The sequence below is a fragment of the Pseudomonas sp. BF-RE-21 genome, from assembly GCF_019947305.1.
In the GTDB taxonomy this organism is placed as follows: Bacteria; Pseudomonadota; Gammaproteobacteria; order Pseudomonadales; family Pseudomonadaceae; genus Aquipseudomonas; species Aquipseudomonas migulae.
In genome coordinates this window covers 1-16,004 of sequence record NZ_JAGYGF010000086.1, presented here as the reverse complement: position 1 = coordinate 16,004, position 16,004 = coordinate 1, and the positions used below count along the sequence as shown (strand labels likewise).

The following is a 16,004-nucleotide window of genomic DNA, read 5'->3' as shown; positions in this document are numbered from 1 at the left end:
AGAGCCAGGTCGGCTTTCAGGCCGCCTCGGCGGCTGTGGCGGTAGTCGCCCCCTCGAGAGGCCGAGTGGAGGTTCTGCGCAGTGGGCAACCCGGCATGGATGCCGGGTTAGCCGCCCCCGGCCATGGATGGCCGATGGCGGCGGGCCCACGGAGCAGGACCGGAGCGAGGGCATGCCGAGCATTAGCGAGGCACCGAACGAAAGGGGCAGAAGCGCTTTGGTTACTTTCGCGCTTTTCGAAAGTGACTCGCCGTAAGGGCGAAACCAATAGCCGCCGCATCCGAAAAAACGGATATGTACTCAGACAACAATCTCCCACAAGCTTTGACACGGCATGAATCAACGCTGGCAAAGACACCGATGGATGTCAACGATGACGCGGGAAGCCTAGCCTCTGGCCCTTCCCTGGCGAGCTCACACCTGGCAAAAAAAAACGGCGACTGCTGGCACAGTCGCCGAAAAAAACCGGTGTTGTCGACACCGGTCGAGGACACCACCACAGTGAGGAGTCAACCGCGGTGCAGCCCTCTGTCAAAAAGCGTTATGCGTCGGGTGTCAAAAGCCCCAGTGCAGCAACAACAGCACCAGCACGACGAGGAACACCGTCTCCCCCACCATCAACAGAATCGGCTTGATACCCACCGCCGCCAGTTCCTTGAGCTGGGTCTTCATGCCCAGGGCACTGATGGACACCACCAGGCACCAGCGCGACAGCTCATTGATCGAACCCTGCACCACCGGGGCCACCCAGCCGGTGCTGTTGATGCACGCCAGCAACAGGAAACCGACGGCGAACCACGGCAGCAACGGTGGTCGCTTGCCGGTCGGATCGGCGCCCTGCATGCGGGTGATCATCGCGGCGGTGACGATCACCGGCAGCAGCATCGCGACCCGCATCAGCTTGACCACCGTGGCCGTATCGCCAGTCTCGGTCGACATGCTGTAACCGGCGCCGACCACCTGGGCCACGTCGTGGATGGTCGCTCCCAAGAACACCCCGGCCACTTGCGGCGACAGTTGCAGCCAATTGGCAATCATCGGGTACACGATCATTGCCAGAGTCGACAGCGCCGACACCCCAATCACCGTGAACAACGTCGCGCGTTCTTTCTGCGGATGATTGGGCAGCGCTGCCGCCAGCGCCAACGCGGCCGATGCACCACAAATTGCCGTGGCCCCTCCGGTGAGCATGCCGAACAAACGCTGGAAGCCCAGCGCCTTGGCAGCGATCACTGAAACGCCGATGGTCACCACCACCAGAATCACCACCAGCGCCACTGGCTTCCAGCCCAGCGCAGCCATCTGTTCAAGGGTGATGCGCATGCCCAGCAGCGCCACGCCGATGCGCAACACGGTGCGCGCCGTGAATTCGATGCCGGCCTTGCAGGCACCGTCGCCGGCCAGAAAATTCAGGGCCATGCCCAATAGCAAGGCAAACAGCATCACCGGCGCACCGTAGTGCTCGGACAAAAAGGACGCGGCCGCCGCCACGATCAGACTGACGACAAAACCCGGCGCCAGTTCGCGCGTTCGGCTGTGGATACGGGTGAGAGCGATGGCGCTCATGGCGCGGCCTCCTCGGGAACAATGACGATGAATGCCTGGCCGTCGATGATCTCGACCGGGTAGTTGGCGACTTTGACTGCGGTGGAATTGAGCAGGTAACCGCTGCGCAGATCGAAGCGCAGACCATGGGCGCAACACTGAATCACTCGCCCCTCAAGACGCCCGCCACACAGCGAGGCGCCCTGGTGCGGGCAACTGTCGTCGATGGCGAACAAGTCACCTCCGACGTTGAACAGCGCCAGGCTTTTGTCATCGAATTCGAACAGTGCACGACCGCCGACCTGCGGGTGTTTGCCGGCAGGCACGGGGATACGCCGGGTCATACAGGTTGCCGCTCGTAATCACTTTCTTTCAGTGCCTGGCTCATGGCCCCGAGCAACACCGCTGCAGGTTGCGCGCCCACCACCGTCATGCGGCGATCGAACTGAAAGCCCGGTACGCCACTGCTCGCCTCGGGTGATCCGGCAAATGGCGTGGCGTCGCCCGTCAGGCAGTCAGCCAAGACCTGCGCATCAATGCCGCAGGAGCGGGCAATGGCGAGCAAGGTCTCGCGGCAACCAAGGTTTTCGCGTTTGCGGAAATAAGCGGCGAACAGCCGCTCAAGCAACATTTCACTCTGGGCAGCGTTGCCCAGCGCGCTGACCCGCTCGAACAGACGATGGGCGTCTGCGGTATTGGGCATCGTCTCGATCTGGCCGAGGTCGATGGTCAGTCTAACCGCCGCGGCAGCCTTTTGTACCTGGGCCTGGCGCATGGTCATGGCATCGGCATTGCCCAGACGCTTGCGGTAGAAATCGACGAAGGGCTCACCCTCCAACGGCAACTGCGGCAGCAACTGCACGCCATGCCACTGCGTGCTGATCTGCACATCCGGATGGCGACTGCGAAACTGTACCTGCGCATGCTCCAGTTGGCGTTTGCCGATCAGGCACCAAGGGCAGATAAAATCGAAAAACACATCAATCTGTAGACGACGACTCACAACTTCACCTCTAACCCGGCCTGGCTGACGGGGTCAGGCACGCGCTGACCCTGAAGGCGGGCAATATCTTTGTGGTAATGACACTTGGCATAAAAGAACACGGCCGCTGCCGCGAGGCTGACCAATGGCACCAGTTGGAAAGCGGCATGCAGGCCGATGAGGTCCGACACCCTTCCTGTGATGAACGGCCCTGGCGCCAGTCCCAGCATGTTGTTGGCCAATGTCAGCGTGGCGAAGGCCGTGCCATGAACCGAGTAATGGGTCAGGTTGGCGACCATCGCGCCAGCCGGGCCGGTGGTGCCGGTGGCAATCAGCATGCCCAGGCAAATCAGTGCCAGTTGCATAGGCCCTGCCGTCATTGCGAACGCCGCCGACAGCAGCAGGCAACTGCCCAGGCAAAAGGCGATGGCCAGGCTGACCTTGCGTTCCGGCGAGTTGCGACACAGCCGATCGCTGAGCATGCCGCACACAATCATCCCCGCACCGCTGCACAGCACGATGATCGCCGCCATGGCGCCGGCTTTGTCCGTCGGCATGTCGTAGTAGCGATTGAGGTAGCTGGGAATCCACACCATCACCGTGCCGCCGACGAACAGCTGCAAGCCGCTGGCGACGTAGGTCGCTACCACCGAACGACTGGACCACAGCGTACGCAGCGGACGCTTGGCCCCCGCGACAGCCTTGGCGACCCGTTGCGGTGCGATGCGCGCTTCCTTGACGATGATCGGATAAAGCATCGCCAGCACCAGGCCAAACAGCGCCATGCCGGCGAACGACCAGCGCCAGCCTAGCTTGGCCGCGATGGCACCGCCCAACGCCATGCCCAGCACCGAGCCGAACATGCCGCCCGCCATGAACGCGCTGGCCAGGGTGGCGCGCATGTGCTTCGGAAACACCGAAATCACCACGGCGATACCGACGCTGCCATAAGCCGCTTCACCGACGCCGACCATGAACCGGGCAATGAACATTTGCTGGTAATCCTGCGCCAATGCGCAGCCCAGCGTGGCCAGGCTCCACAGCAACGCCATCAGCGCCAGGCTCTTGACTCGTCCAAAGCGGTCAGCCATCAACGACAGCGGGAATGTCAGCAGGCCGACCATCAAGGCAACGATACCGCTGAGCAACCCGAGCTGGCCGTCGCTCAGGGCCCACTCGCTCTTGAGCAGCGGGAATACCGCGTTCAGCACCTGACGCGACATGTAATCGGAAATCAACAGGCCGAACGTCAATGCAAAAACGATCCAGGCATATTGGCGCGAAACGCCGACGCAACCTGCGTCGTCATCGTCAGCGGCGATTGGGTGAAAGGCCATGCAGCCTCCTCAATGCTTTTATTTATTGTTGTTATCAAGCGTGTTGCAGTGCGGTGGACGAGAGGTTGCGGCCCCTCGTCCGGACCGCCGGTCAGCCGCGTTGCGGCACTCCCTTTTGCCCAGCCTTGCGGTTGGGGGCCATACCGTTGGCCAGCAGGGTCTGCTCGATGCTGTCGTACTTCACACCGATGCGATAAATCTCGCGGGCTTCTTTGCCCGTGGCGATTTCGCGACCCAGTTCATGGGCAATGCGCACGGTTTGCTGGATCTGCGCCACCGAGCCGAAGCGATCACCCTTGTGATCAATGATAGTGTCTTCATTGCCCACGCGCGGGTGCATGCCCATGGCCATCGACATGGTGTTGAACGGCATGACGTTCTTGAGCAGCGACTCGGAGGTCAGGGTGCAGCCGTTCGGCGCGCGGTGGATGAAATTGAAGAAGTTGAACGGGTTCGGACCGTCGAAACCGCCACCGATGCCGATCCAGGTCAGGTTCAGCGGGCCCTTGTAGATGCCCTTGCGCACCAGGCGCTCGAGGGTTTCCAGGGCATGCATGCCGGTCAGCTGGAAGTGCGGCTGGATGTCGTTGTCCATCAGGCGCTTGAGGTGCTCGGCAACCCAGGCCGGGCCGGCCGGTACGGTCATTTCGCTGTAGGCAGCCTGGATCAACGGGTTAGCCAGTGAGGTACCTTCCAGGTATTGCGGATACAGCAGCTCCATGATGTTCATCTGGGTGGTGTTGATCGCCACCGTGACCTGATCCGGTTTTGGCGTCAGCTCGGCCAGCATGTGGCGGGTATCGTCGGACAGCCATTTGGCGGCTTCGCCATCACTTTCCGGGGCGAAGGAAATCGAACCGCCGACCTGGATGATCATGTCCGGCACGGCTTCGCGCACGCCGGCGATCAGCTCGTTGAACTTCGACAGGCGCTTGGAGCCCTTGCCGTCCAGTTCACGCACATGCAGGTGCAGCACGGTGGCGCCGGCTTCATAGCAATCGACCGCTTTCTGGACCTGCTCGTCCATGGTCAGCGGGATGTCTTCCGGGAAATCTTCAGGCATCCATTCCGGGCCGTACGGGGCCACGGTGATGACCACTTTTTCCATGTTTTCCGGGTGCAGGGAATCGTCGAAGAATTGCATGATTTACTCCACTTTTTATGATTGTCCCGCCCACCCGGGATCGTGCCGGGCAGACGTGTTTACGAGTGCGTATGCAGAAAGGGTCGATCAGTAGGTCTTGTCGCCGATGATCCCGGCGCGCTCCATCTTGCGATGGCACGGCGGGTAATCCATGACGGCGTAGTGCTGGGTACTGCGGTTGTCCCAGATGGCGATGCTGTTGGGCTTCCAGCGCCAGCGCACCTGATACTCGGGGATGTACGCCTGGCTGATCAGGTAGCGCAGCAATTCGCTGGCGCCGGGGTTGGCGTCCTGGCCGAAGCGCACCCGCTCAGAGGTGTGGTAGTTGCTGATGTGGGTGGTGAAGGCGTTGACGAACAGCACCTTCTCGCCGGTTTCCGGGTGGGTGCGCACCACCGGGTGCTCGGCGTCCGGGTACATCGCCTTGAGCGCCAGGCGTTTTTCGATCGGCATCGCCGCACCGAAACTCGCTTCGATGCTGTGACGGGCACGCAGGTCGGCGATTTTCACCTTCACGTCTTCCGGCAAACGCGCATAGGCCTCGACCATGTTGGCCCACATGGTGTCGCCGCCGACCGGCGGGCATTCCACGCAGCGCAACACGCACCCCATTGGCGGCGCCTCGCGCCAGGTGGCGTCGGCGTGCCAGGCGTTTTCATAGCGGTCCATCGGCTGGTCCGGACTCTTGTAGATCCGCACCAGCCCCGGATGATCCGGATCGCTGCCGGCCACCGGATGGTCTTCCAACTCACCAAAGCGGCGAGCGAAGGCCACGTGCTCCTCGCGAGTGATGTTCTGATCACGCAGGAACACCACCCGGTGCTTGAGCAACTGGGCACGAATCTCGGCAAACAGACCGTCGTCATGCACCGCGTCGGCGAGGTTCACGCCAATCAGTTCGGCGCCGATGTTGCAGGTCAATTGTTCGACTTTCATGGCTGGCCGCTCCTTAAATGACGAAAATCGACGAACCGGTGGTCTTGCGCGACTCAAGATCGCGATGAGCCTGCACCGCATCCTGCAAGGCGTAGTGCTGGTTGATCTCGATCTTGATCCGGCCGCTGCCGACGTGGTCGAACAACTCACCGGCCAGGGCGGCTTTCTCCGCTGGGTCGGCGATGTAGTCAGCCAGCGCCGGACGGGTCAGGAACAACGAGCCTTTCATCGCCAGCATCACCGGGTCGAACGCAGGGATCGGACCGGATGCCGTGCCGACGCACACCATCAGGCCACGACGCTTGAGCGAATCCAGGGAGCCGGCGAAAGTGTTCTTGCCGACGCTGTCGAACACCACGTTGACGCCGACGCCATCGGTCAATTCGCGAACACGGGCGGCGACGTCTTCATGGCTGTAATTGATAGTATGGTCGCAACCGTGAGCCCGGGCGATTTGGGCCTTTTCTTCGGTCGAAACCGTGCCGATCACGTTCAAGCCGAGCAATTTTGCCCACTGCGAGACGATCAGGCCGACGCCACCGGCTGCGGCGTGCAGCAGAATGCTGTCGCCTTCCTTGAAGTCGTAGATGCGGCGCATCAGGTACGAAGACGTCAGGCCGCGCATGGTCATGGCCGCAGCGGTCTCGAAACTGATGGTTTCCGGCAGTTTGATCAACGGCGCGGCCGCGATCAGCCGTTCGGTGCTGTAGGCGCCAAGGGTGTTGAGGAAACCGGTATAGGTGACGCGGTCCCCCACCTGGACGTTGGTCACCCCTTCGCCAACGGCCTGGACCACACCGGACGCTTCAACCCCCATGCCGTTGGGCATCGGAATCGGGTAAGTACCATTGCGAAAATAGGTGTCGGCATAATTAAGGCCTACAGCCACATGACGAAGACGAACCTGGCCTGGACCGGGATCGCCGACCTCGACCTCCTCATAACGGAGGACTTCGGGACCACCGGTTTCGTAGAAGCGTACGGCGTTGGCCATTTTTTCTTATTCTCCAGTCTGTACAGCGTCGATTTGCGCTGATTGGACTGTAGGACGCAGTCTGGTGAGCCGCTTCTCATCAGACGACACAGGCTTTTCATTTCATGACAGATGGTTGCGGGCATGGAACGCAAGACTGCGCTATGACCAGGTTGGACCTGCGTCAGATATCGTCATCCGCCGCCTTGGTTGTGACGATGAGGGGCTCGATACCCCAGTCGCCCGGCACGTTCCAGTCTTCGCCAAACAGCTCGGCCGGATGCATCGTACGCTCGGAGCCATTGCCGCACGCCAACGACTTGGCCGGGCAATACCGGTCGCACCCCCAGCAAATCCGCTCGGGGTGCTTGGGGTTGTCGGGGAAGTTCTTGGCCATGCCGATCTCCGGTCATTGAGAGGCGTTTTTCCAACCTACAGCCTCTGTGCAAAGTCGTCCTTGATGGATATCAAGCTATCGACATCGAGTGACTGCCCTCCCCCGATCATGATCCTGAGGCTAAGCTGATAACGGCCGAACAGACTTGGAGTCGTCGCTCATGATCAATAAAAATCCTCACCCGAATACAGAGACACCCGACCGTCCACCGCTGTCGACATGGGACGATCAAGACGCCGCAACATCCATCGATAGCGATGCCTTTATCGCCCCGCCTGCGCTGACAAACGCCGAACTGGTTCACTTGCGTGTCCGCGTCATTGCCCTGGAAAATCTGGTCATCGCGCTGCTGGCGGAAGGTTCGGAACGTCAGCTCGCCGTTGCCCGGGAAATGGCCGGCTACATTTCCCCCAGAGCCGGATTTACCCAGCATCCCTTGACCGTCCATGCGGCGGCACAGATGACCCACAGCGTCGAGCGCGCCCAGCGATTTCGCCGGCGCGACGAGCCGTCGGTTTAATTACTCAAAACTTGATAGCAATCATTATTGTTCGCAGCAAACCTTCCTAGACTCGGGTTCCTACTCGTCAGTGCCCAGGAAGAAATCATGCGTACCTCTCTCACACTCGCTTTGCTCTTGTTCGTACCGCTGGCTCAGGCCAAGGAATACCCGATCGGCGAACCACAGCTGTGTCCGGGGCTGGAAGTCGGGGCGGTTTATCTGCAACCGATCGAGATGGAACCGGCAGGCATGATGCGCGCCACTGCGGATTCGGATGTGCATCTGGAGGCCGACATCCGCGCCACTGCGGATAATCACCAGGGCTTTCAGGAAGGCAGTTTCGTGCCCTATCTCAACGTCTCTTTCAATCTGAAAAAGCAAGGCAACGACCCGGAACTCAAAGGCGATTTCCACGCCATGGTCGCCAACGACGGTCCGCACTACGGCGACAATGTGAAGCTGATGGGGCCGGGCAAATATCAACTCACCTTCACCATCCTGCCACCCGGTGGTCATGCCTCTCTCGGTCGCCACACCGACAAGGAAACCGGTGTCGCGCCCTGGTTCGAACGCTGCGAGCTGCACTACGAATTCGTCTACGCCGGCATTGGCAAAAAAGGCGGCTATTGAATGAAGCGCCTGCAGGTTGCCTGCCTGCTGGTGGCTGGAGCCCTTGCGCCGTTGACCGCCCATGCCGAGTTACCGAGCTACGAACTGATCCTGCGCGATGGCCACTTCACTCCGGCCTTGCTGGAGGTCCCGGCCGGGCAGCGATTCAAGATCGTCCTGAAAAACAACGGTCAGGGGCCGGCCGAATTCGAGAGCACACCGCTGCGGGTTGAAAAAGTCATGTCACCGGGCGTGACCACCTTTGTCGTCATTCACCCGCTCAGGCCCGGTCACTACCCGTTTTTCGACGAGTTCAATCCGCAACTGCCCGAGGGCGGCATCCTCGCGAAATAACCTGTCAGCGCACGGAGTTTTCATGAATCAATCAATGTTCATCGTCTGGCGCGAAAGCGTCGAGGCGTTGCTGGTGATCGGCATTCTCCAGGCCTGGGCCAGCCAGCAGTACCAGGGTCATCGACTGGTCAAATACTTGTGGGTCGGCGTGGGGCTGGGGTTGCTGCTCTCGGGTCTGCTGGCCGTGCTGATTCTGTTTGCCGGCGAGGCCATGAGCGGCTCGGCCAGTGAATGGTTCCAGGCCGCACTCGCCCTGGTCGCCAGCCTGTTGATCGTGCAAATGGTGGGCTGGATGCACCGTCACGGGCGCTCCCTCAAACAGGATTTGCAGCGCCATGCCGATAGCCATCTGGCCCGGCAAGGCGGCATGGGATTGTTGCTGCTGGCGATGCTTGCGGTCAGTCGTGAAGGCAGTGAAACGGTCGTGTTTCTCTATGGCGCCGGTGCTCAACTGCGAGGCCCGCAGCTCGGTTTGTTTGCCATCGGCGGCGCCATGGGGCTGGTGCTGTCGGCGTTGACCATCATCCTGCTGCACAGCAGTCGCCGGTTCATTTCGTGGCAACGATTCTTTGCCATCAGCGAAGTCATCCTGCTCATGCTCGGGGCCGCATTGCTGGTCAGTGGCACCGAGCGAATCGGCGGCCAACTGCTCGCCCTCGATCTGCCGGAACAGGTTTACAGCGTCATTGGCGACGCGTTCTGGGACAGCAGCGTCTTACTGAGCGACAGCCATGGACTCGGTGGTTTCCTGGCCGGTTTTGCCGGTTATCGGGCAACCCCCAGCGGCCTGACCTTGCTGGTGTGGATCGGTTACTGGCTGGTCGTCGGCGGATGGCTACGGCAACGGACGATGGAAAAAGTCCCATGCCTGAACTGAGTTGGCACAATCGATGGCTCCAGCGACTGGGCGACGGGATGCGTCGCCATGCGCGGTTCATTCGTGCCGCGCAGTGGTTGGTTGTGGTGTTTTACGCAGTGCTGCTGGTGATCCCGCCGCTGTTGCCGTTGCCGGACAGCCAGGCACGAATGCTCGACAACCTGACCTTGCTTGCACAGTTTCTGTTTTGGGGGATCTGGTGGCCGTTCGTGCTGCTGTCGATCGTGATGTTCGGTCGGCTCTGGTGTGGCGTGCTGTGTCCGGAAGGCTCGCTCAGCGAATGGGCCAGCCATTACGGTAAAGGCATGGGCGTGCCGCGCTGGTTGCGCTGGGGCGGCTGGCCGACCCTGGCGTTCTGCCTGACGACCCTCTATGGCCAGTTGATCAGCGTCTATGACTACGCTCAGGCGGCGCTGCTGATTCTGGGTGGTTCGACTGTCGCTGCGGTGGTCGTCGGGTTGTTGTTCGCCCGAGGCAAGCGGGTCTGGTGCCGTTACCTGTGCCCGGTCAGCGGCGTGTTCGCACTGCTCGCCCGCCTGGCGCCGGTGCATTTTCAGGTCAATGAACAACGCTGGATAGAAAACGCCCCGCCACGCCTGCCGCCCCCCAACTGCGCACCGTTGCTCGATATCCGACGCCTGCAAGGCGCCAGTGATTGCCATGCCTGTGGGCGCTGCAGCGGGCAACGCGGTGCCGTCCAGTTGATCGCCCGGTCGGGCAATCAAGAGATTCTTCACGCGACGTCGCAGACGCTATCCCCGTGGGATGCTCGCTTGCTGCTGTTCGGTGTGATCGGCCTGGCGATGGGCGCATTCCAGTGGACGGTCAGTCCCTGGTTCGTCGCCCTCAAACAAACGCTCGCCCAATGGCTGGTTGAACACGACCAGTTCTGGGCCTTGCAAGACAACGCGCCCTGGTGGCTGCTCACCCACTACCCGCAGCTCAACGACAGCTTCAGTTGGCTCGACGGGTTCAGCATCGTCACTTACCTGAGTTTGAGTTCGGTGCTGCTCGGCACCGTGCTAATGGTTCTCCTGCGCCTGACGGCTCGACTGGCGGGCGATCGTGCACTGTATTGGCCCCTGGCGCTCACACTCACGCCCCTGGGTGGTGCGGGACTGTTTCTCGGGTTGTCGGCAACCACCGTGAAACTGCTGCGCTATGAAGGTTTGCTGCTGGAATGGGTGCAACCGGTCAGGGCCTGCCTGTTGGTGGCTGCGATAGGCTGGAGTTTGCTGCTGGGATGGAAGCGACTGAGCCGCGAAAACCGCTCTCTGGCGCGGCGCATGTCGGGCAGCGCCTGCCTGCTGTTGGCCAATGGTTTGATCGGGTTTGGCTGGTGGTTGCAGTTCTGGGGCTGGTCCTGAGCGCCCACCTCCACAACCACCCGCCCGGGTGGTCTAGACCTTGAATCGCGCTACGGTCTGATGCAGCGCCCCGGCCATCTGCGCCAGTTCATGGCCAGCGGTGTCGGTGTGCTGCGCACCCAGCAAGACTTGCTCGGACAAGGTGCGAATCCCCACCAGATTGCGATCCACCTCACGCGCCACCAACGCCTGCTCCTCCGTGGCACTGGCAATCATCAGGTTGCGTTCATTGATCTGCGAGATGGACCGGGTGATCTGATCCAGTGCATCACCTGAGCGCTGCGCCACTTCCAAAGTAGCCCGCACCAGATGACTGCTGCTTTGCATGGCCGTCACCGCATGGCCCGTATCCTGGCGAATGTTGCCGATCATCTGCTCGATTTCCTGGGTGGACTCCTGCGTGCGATGCGCCAGCGCACGCACTTCATCGGCGACCACGGCAAAGCCGCGCCCGGCATCCCCGGCCCGTGCGGCTTCAATTGCCGCGTTGAGGGCCAGCAGATTGGTCTGCTCGGCGATGCTGCGAATCACGTCCAGGACTTTGCTGATGTCCTGCACCCGGCCTGCCAATTGTTCGATACGTTGCGAGGTGTCGGTGACGCCATCGGCCAGTTCGCCGATGGCAACCACGGTTTCCTGAACCTGTTCGCGGCCGCGCTGCGCGGTTTGCTCGGACTGCTTGGAGGCCTCGGAAGTACTGACCGCGTTGCGCGCCACTTCATCCACCGCAGCCGTCATCTGATTCACCGCCGCAGCGGCCTGCTCGATCTCCAGCCCCTGCAATTGCAGGTTGCTGGCGGTCTGGCTGCTGACGGCACTCAGTTCTTCGGAAGAGCTGGCTACCCGGTCAACCGAAGAAGCGATGTGCTTGACCATGGCATTCAGGCTTTGCTGCATCTGATGCATGTTCATCATCACACTGCCGTCGGCACTTGCCCCCACCGGCACCTGAATCGTCAGGTCGCCCTCGGCGATTTCACTCAAGAACCGTGCGGCATCATCCGGCTCGCCACCCAATGGCCGGGTCACACTGCGCGTGACGACTATCGCAGCGGCAATCACCAGCGCCAGGCAGAACAGGAACAACCCCAGCATGTTGCGCCGGGCATCGCTGTACAGTGCCTGCGCCGACTGTTCACGGTCGATGAAGATTTTCCCTTGCAGCGCCATCAACTCATCCAGGCTGCGATACACCTCGGCTTCGGCCGGTACGACTTTCTGCTTCAGCTGGGCCATGGCATCGTCGGAAGCCCCTTGCCGAATCAAGACCTGCACCTGGGTGAACGCGGCAACGTAGGCTTCGCGGTTCTTTTTCAAGGCGAGGTAAGCGGCTTTGCCCTCTGGCAGATAGAACAGCGGCTCAAGGGTTTCGAGCGCCTGGGTGATGCGTTTCTTGGTGGCGTCGATCGACTGCTGCACTTGCTGATTGTCCTTGTTGATCAGCAAGTCCCGGGTGTTCCTGGCGTTATCGCGCACGCCCGTGGCAATGACCATGATCGGTTCGATCTTCGGCCAGTCCTGTTTGACGATGACCACCGCCTGTTCCTTGAGCGTTGCCAGATCGTGCAACGCGTAAAACGCCATGCCCATCAACGCCAGCGGCGCGATTGCAAAGCCGATGACGATCCGTTGAGCCGTGGTTAATTTAGCCATATCAAATGCTCCCAGTTTGATACCTGCCTGATTGGCAGCGCATTTGAAATTCATGGTGGATGTCACTGTTGAACGTTGTTCCCCGGGTTCGGTTACCCCCGTAACACGAACGCTGGAAACAACTCGCGCATCGCTTCCCAAAGATCGGGTAGCAAAGCCTGTGCCGAAACGCTCGGCAGCAGCGGATCGAACATCCGCTCGGTGCGCACCAGTTGCACAGCGAAGCGCTTGACGCCCAGCGCGCTCAATCGCTGCGCGAGGGTCAACAGACGTGCCGGTTCGACGAGATGCCAATGCACGGTGGTGCGGCATTCGTAGTCGACATCGCTGGCCAGCAGATGCTCGAGGCTGCGCCAGTTGGCTGTTCCGCTGCCCTCGACGCGGGTGATGGCCTGGCAATCCTCGGGCAATGCCTTGACGTCGAAGCCCACCCAGTCGGCCCCGGCCAGCGCCTTGGCGAACGCGGCCGGCTTGATGCCGGCGCTGTGCAAACCGATGCGAAATCCCATGGCGCGCACTTCATCCATGGCGCCGGGCAACGCGTCCTGCAAGGTCGGCTCACCGCCGCTGAACACCACGGCATCGAGCAGGTCCTGTCGACGTTGCAGAAACGCCATAACCCGCCGCCAATCCACTTCCTCGGTGCCACGAGGCGGGATCAGTTGCGGGTTATGGCAGTAACGACAACGCCAGGCGCACCCCTGGCAAAACAGCACGCAGGCGAGCTGTCCCGGATAGTCGATAGTGGTCAGGGGCACCATGCCCCCGACCCGCAGCATTCGACTCATTGGCGCCCGGCCACGGCCGCGCTTTCGGTGAAGTGCACCCGTTCGCGGTGCTCCGACTGTTTGCCCGGATTGAACGCCGACACCGGACGGTGATAACCCATCACCCGGGTCCAGACTTCGCAGCGTTGACGTTGAGCCTGGGGCAGTGTTTGCGATGCAATCATGGTGAAGCTCCTTGCGGTTGAGTGGATCGAAATCAGTGAACGGTGCCGGTTTGCTGTTCTTTGAGCAGCAGGATCTCGTCGCATTTGGGGCAGAACTCGTGCTCGCCATCGAGGTAGCCGTGCACCGGGCAGATGGAGAATGTCGGGGTCACGGTCAGGTACGGCAGGCGGAACCGTCCGAGGGCTTTGCGCACCAGTTGCTTGCAGGCTTGGGTCGAAGAAATCCGCTCGGCCATGTACAGATGCAAGACCGTCCCGCCGGTGTATTTGCATTGCAATTCGTCTTGCAGTTCCAGGGCCTCGAAGGGGTCTTCGGTGTAGCCCACGGGCAGTTGCGAGGAGTTGGTGTAATACGGCGCCTGCGCGCTGCCGGCCTGGAGAATGTCGGGATAGCGCTTGAGGTCTTCCTTGGCGAAACGGTAGGTAGTGCCCTCGGCCGGCGTCGCCTCGAGGTTGTAGAGGTGGCCGGTTTCTTCCTGGAAACGCACGAGCGTGGCGCGCACATGGTCCAGCATCCTCAGGGCAAACTGCCGGCCGTGCTCGGTGTGCATGCCCTCCTTGTCGCCGCTGAAATTGCGCAGCATTTCATGCAGGCCATTGAGGCCGATGGTCGAGAAATGGTTGCGCAAGGTGCCGAGGTAACGCTTGGTGTATGGGTACAAACCGGCGTCCATGTGATGCTGAATCACCTTGCGCTTGACCTCCAGGCTCTCCATCGCCAGTTCCATCAGCGTGTCCAGACGCTTGAGCAAACCGCTGGTATCCCCCTTGAACACATAACCCAGTCGCGCGCAGTTGATGGTCACCACGCCGAGCGATCCGGTCTGCTCTGCCGAGCCGAACAAGCCGCCACCGCGCTTGAGCAACTCGCGCACGTCCAGTTGCAAGCGGCAGCACATCGATCGCACCTGATTGGGCTGCATGTCCGAATTGAGGAAGTTCTGGAAATACGGCAGGCCGTAACGCGCAGTCATCTCGAACAGGCGGTCAGCGTTTTCGCTGTCCCATGGAAAATCATGGGTGATGTTGTAGGTCGGGATCGGAAAGGTGAACACCCGCCCTTTCGCATCGCCGGCCTGCATCACCTCGATGTAGGCGCGGTTGAGCAGGTCCATTTCGGCTTGCAGGTCGCCATAGGCAAACGGCATTTCCTCACCGCCGATGATGGGGATCTGCTCGCGCAGATCCTGCGGGCAAACCCAGTCGAAGGTCAGGTTGGTAAAGGGCGTTTGCGTGCCCCAGCGCGATGGGACGTTGAGGTTGTAGATGAATTCCTGGATCGCTTGGCGTATCTGCTCGAAACCCAGCTGGTCTTTGCGCACATAGGGCGCCAGGTAGGTGTCGAACGAACTGAACGCCTGGGCACCGGCCCATTCGTTTTGCAGGGTGCCAAGGAAATTCACCATCTGCCCCAAGGCACTGCTCAGGTGCTTCGGCGGACCGGCTTCGACCCGTCCCGGCACACCGTTGAGCCCTTCGTGCAGGAGGGTGCGCAGCGACCATCCGGCGCAATAACCGGCGAGCATGTCGAGGTCGTGCACATGCAAATCCGCCTCGCGGTGGGCCTGGCCGATGGCTTCGCTGTAGACCTCGTCCAGCCAGTAGTTGGCGGTGACCTTGCCCGACACGTTCAGCACCAGCCCGCCCAGGGAATAGCCCTGATTGGCGTTGGCCTGGACCCGCCAGTCTTCACGGTCGAGGTATTCGTTCATGGAGGTGGCGACCTCGACCAGGGTCCGGCGGTCGCGGCGCAAACGTCCGTGCTGTTCGCGGTAGACGATGTAGGCGCGCATGGCGAAGAAAAAACCGGCGTCCATCAGCACCCGTTCGACACGGTCCTGGATCTGCTCGACATGCAGTCTCGGCAGCCCTTCCAGACGGGCGAGTACGGCCTCGAGCAGGCCTTCGGCTTCAACGTCGGTGTATTCCCCGGTTGCCCTGCCGGCAGCGATCAACGCCTGACGGATCTTGTCGGCGTCGAAGGCAACCAGGTCACCGTTGCGCTTGTGCAGACGGTTACTTCCTACTGAGATCAGCGTGCTTTGCATTCGGCCTCCAGATACTACATATAGATTTTTATTCATCTAAAAACACAACATGCAGTGGAGGTTACGGACAAAGGACGGATCTGCAATTGACCGATATCAAGATTTGGCGGTGATTGCTTAGCATTTGTTTTTGGTGTGTATATTCGTTGTTGTGGTGATGGCGGCTATTGGTTTCGCCCTTACGGCGAGTCACTTGGAAGAGCCCCAAGTAACCAAGGGCTCTTGCCCCTTTCGTTCGGTGCCTCGCCATGGCTCGGCATGCCCTCGCTCCGGTCCTGCTCCGTGGGCCCGCCGCCATCGGCCATCCATGGCCGGGGGCGGCTAACCC

At 61.1% G+C, this 16,004-nt stretch carries 17 protein-coding genes and 1 pseudogene; 5 read left to right on the top strand and 13 right to left on the bottom strand.

All coding sequences use genetic code 11. The annotated features are described in order from the left end of the window. Nucleotides 1-555 precede the first annotated feature (555 nt). From KGB25_RS29375 to KGB25_RS29340, 8 genes are all read right to left on the bottom strand, one after another. The gene (locus KGB25_RS29375) at nt 556-1,566 is read right to left on the bottom strand and encodes a YeiH family protein (RefSeq protein WP_223437848.1); all 1,011 of its coding nucleotides are present in this window, start codon (nt 1,564-1,566) and stop codon (nt 556-558) included. Beyond that, a complete protein-coding gene (locus KGB25_RS29370) occupies nt 1,563-1,889 on the bottom strand; it encodes a Rieske (2Fe-2S) protein (RefSeq protein ID WP_207286735.1) in 327 nt (108 codons plus the stop codon). Before KGB25_RS29370 ends, KGB25_RS29375 begins: the two co-directional genes overlap by 4 nt. Beyond that, entirely contained in the window at nt 1,886-2,548 is a 663-nt protein-coding gene (locus KGB25_RS29365) for a DsbA family oxidoreductase (RefSeq protein ID WP_223437846.1), read from the bottom strand. Before KGB25_RS29365 ends, KGB25_RS29370 begins: the two co-directional genes overlap by 4 nt. Beyond that, the gene (locus tag KGB25_RS29360) at nt 2,545-3,864 is read right to left on the bottom strand and encodes an MFS transporter (protein WP_008032908.1); all 1,320 of its coding nucleotides are present in this window, start codon (nt 3,862-3,864) and stop codon (nt 2,545-2,547) included. Before KGB25_RS29360 ends, KGB25_RS29365 begins: the two co-directional genes overlap by 4 nt. A 91-nt stretch (nt 3,865-3,955) precedes the next feature. Further along, the gene (locus tag KGB25_RS29355; protein ID WP_008032909.1) at nt 3,956-5,008 is read right to left on the bottom strand and encodes a 3-keto-5-aminohexanoate cleavage protein; all 1,053 of its coding nucleotides are present in this window, start codon (nt 5,006-5,008) and stop codon (nt 3,956-3,958) included. A gap of 87 nt (nt 5,009-5,095) precedes the next feature. Beyond that, nucleotides 5,096-5,944 carry a TauD/TfdA dioxygenase family protein gene (locus KGB25_RS29350; protein ID WP_008043845.1) on the bottom strand — a complete coding sequence of 283 codons (849 nt, stop codon included), beginning with the start codon at nt 5,942-5,944 and terminating at the stop codon, nt 5,096-5,098. Nucleotides 5,945-5,957: 13 nt separating this feature from the next. Continuing rightward, nucleotides 5,958-6,938, bottom strand: a complete 981-nt coding sequence (locus tag KGB25_RS29345; protein ID WP_008032914.1) for a quinone oxidoreductase family protein — start codon at nt 6,936-6,938, stop codon at nt 5,958-5,960. 163 nt (nt 6,939-7,101) lie between these two features. Beyond that, nucleotides 7,102-7,314 carry a DUF3079 domain-containing protein gene (locus KGB25_RS29340; protein ID WP_008032916.1) on the bottom strand — a complete coding sequence of 71 codons (213 nt, stop codon included), beginning with the start codon at nt 7,312-7,314 and terminating at the stop codon, nt 7,102-7,104. A gap of 160 nt (nt 7,315-7,474) precedes the next feature. Between KGB25_RS29340 and KGB25_RS29335 the strand changes: the two genes are divergently transcribed. The 5 genes from KGB25_RS29335 to KGB25_RS29315 all read left to right on the top strand — a co-directional run bounded on the left by KGB25_RS29335 (nt 7,475) and on the right by KGB25_RS29315 (nt 11,023). After that, a complete protein-coding gene (locus KGB25_RS29335; protein WP_008032918.1) occupies nt 7,475-7,834 on the top strand; it encodes a hypothetical protein in 360 nt (119 codons plus the stop codon). Nucleotides 7,835-7,921: 87 nt separating this feature from the next. Further along, a complete protein-coding gene (locus KGB25_RS29330) occupies nt 7,922-8,446 on the top strand; it encodes an iron transporter (RefSeq protein ID WP_192226488.1) in 525 nt (174 codons plus the stop codon). Next, nucleotides 8,447-8,779, top strand: coding sequence for a cupredoxin domain-containing protein (locus tag KGB25_RS29325; protein WP_008032923.1), 333 nt, complete (start codon nt 8,447-8,449; stop codon nt 8,777-8,779). 22 nt (nt 8,780-8,801) lie between these two features. Further along, a complete protein-coding gene (locus KGB25_RS29320) occupies nt 8,802-9,656 on the top strand; it encodes an FTR1 family protein (protein WP_223437844.1) in 855 nt (284 codons plus the stop codon). Beyond that, nucleotides 9,644-11,023, top strand: coding sequence for a 4Fe-4S binding protein (locus KGB25_RS29315; RefSeq protein ID WP_223437842.1), 1,380 nt, complete (start codon nt 9,644-9,646; stop codon nt 11,021-11,023). Before KGB25_RS29320 ends, KGB25_RS29315 begins: the two co-directional genes overlap by 13 nt. A 33-nt stretch (nt 11,024-11,056) precedes the next feature. Here KGB25_RS29315 and KGB25_RS30750 read toward each other — a convergent pair whose 3' ends face one another. From KGB25_RS30750 to KGB25_RS29300, 5 genes and pseudogenes are all read right to left on the bottom strand, one after another. Beyond that, nucleotides 11,057-11,761: a methyl-accepting chemotaxis protein gene (locus tag KGB25_RS30750; protein ID WP_411740742.1), complete on the bottom strand. Its 705-nt coding sequence runs from the start codon at nt 11,759-11,761 to the stop codon at nt 11,057-11,059. A gap of 423 nt (nt 11,762-12,184) precedes the next feature. Next, nucleotides 12,185-12,676 (bottom strand): annotated as a pseudogene (locus KGB25_RS30745) (MCP four helix bundle domain-containing protein); the annotation flags it as partial. A 92-nt stretch (nt 12,677-12,768) separates the two neighbouring features. After that, a complete protein-coding gene (locus KGB25_RS29305; RefSeq protein ID WP_008043833.1) occupies nt 12,769-13,464 on the bottom strand; it encodes an anaerobic ribonucleoside-triphosphate reductase activating protein in 696 nt (231 codons plus the stop codon). After that, on the bottom strand, nt 13,461-13,628 hold the full coding sequence (nrdD, locus tag KGB25_RS30435) for an anaerobic ribonucleoside-triphosphate reductase (RefSeq protein WP_008032934.1): 168 nt from the start codon (nt 13,626-13,628) through the stop codon (nt 13,461-13,463). The genes KGB25_RS29305 and nrdD overlap by 4 nt, the downstream gene beginning before the upstream one ends. A gap of 32 nt (nt 13,629-13,660) precedes the next feature. Continuing rightward, nucleotides 13,661-15,676, bottom strand: coding sequence for a ribonucleoside triphosphate reductase (locus KGB25_RS29300; RefSeq protein WP_008032936.1), 2,016 nt, complete (start codon nt 15,674-15,676; stop codon nt 13,661-13,663). Nucleotides 15,677-16,004: the final 328 nt, after the last annotated feature.

Excerpts from the sequence above, each read along its gene's own strand:
- KGB25_RS29375 (WP_223437848.1), bottom strand. The coding sequence starts at position 1,566 with ATGAGCGCCATCGCTCTCACCCGTATCCACAGCCGAACGCGCGAACTG.
- KGB25_RS29370 (WP_207286735.1), bottom strand. The coding sequence starts at position 1,889 with ATGACCCGGCGTATCCCCGTGCCTGCCGGCAAACACCCGCAGGTCGGC.
- KGB25_RS29360 (WP_008032908.1), bottom strand. The coding sequence starts at position 3,864 with ATGGCCTTTCACCCAATCGCCGCTGACGATGACGACGCAGGTTGCGTC.
- KGB25_RS29355 (WP_008032909.1), bottom strand. The coding sequence starts at position 5,008 with ATGCAATTCTTCGACGATTCCCTGCACCCGGAAAACATGGAAAAAGTG.
- KGB25_RS29350 (WP_008043845.1), bottom strand. The coding sequence starts at position 5,944 with ATGAAAGTCGAACAATTGACCTGCAACATCGGCGCCGAACTGATTGGC.
- KGB25_RS29345 (WP_008032914.1), bottom strand. The coding sequence starts at position 6,938 with ATGGCCAACGCCGTACGCTTCTACGAAACCGGTGGTCCCGAAGTCCTC.
- KGB25_RS29340 (WP_008032916.1), bottom strand. The coding sequence starts at position 7,314 with ATGGCCAAGAACTTCCCCGACAACCCCAAGCACCCCGAGCGGATTTGC.
- KGB25_RS29335 (WP_008032918.1), top strand. The coding sequence starts at position 7,475 with ATGATCAATAAAAATCCTCACCCGAATACAGAGACACCCGACCGTCCA.
- KGB25_RS29330 (WP_192226488.1), top strand. The coding sequence starts at position 7,922 with ATGCGTACCTCTCTCACACTCGCTTTGCTCTTGTTCGTACCGCTGGCT.
- KGB25_RS29325 (WP_008032923.1), top strand. The coding sequence starts at position 8,447 with ATGAAGCGCCTGCAGGTTGCCTGCCTGCTGGTGGCTGGAGCCCTTGCG.
- KGB25_RS29320 (WP_223437844.1), top strand. The coding sequence starts at position 8,802 with ATGAATCAATCAATGTTCATCGTCTGGCGCGAAAGCGTCGAGGCGTTG.
- KGB25_RS29315 (WP_223437842.1), top strand. The coding sequence starts at position 9,644 with ATGCCTGAACTGAGTTGGCACAATCGATGGCTCCAGCGACTGGGCGAC.
- KGB25_RS30750 (WP_411740742.1), bottom strand. The coding sequence starts at position 11,761 with ATGACGGCTGCGGTGGATGAAGTGGCGCGCAACGCGGTCAGTACTTCC.
- KGB25_RS29305 (WP_008043833.1), bottom strand. The coding sequence starts at position 13,464 with ATGAGTCGAATGCTGCGGGTCGGGGGCATGGTGCCCCTGACCACTATC.
- nrdD (WP_008032934.1), bottom strand. The coding sequence starts at position 13,628 with ATGATTGCATCGCAAACACTGCCCCAGGCTCAACGTCAACGCTGCGAA.
- KGB25_RS29300 (WP_008032936.1), bottom strand. The coding sequence starts at position 15,676 with ATGCAAAGCACGCTGATCTCAGTAGGAAGTAACCGTCTGCACAAGCGC.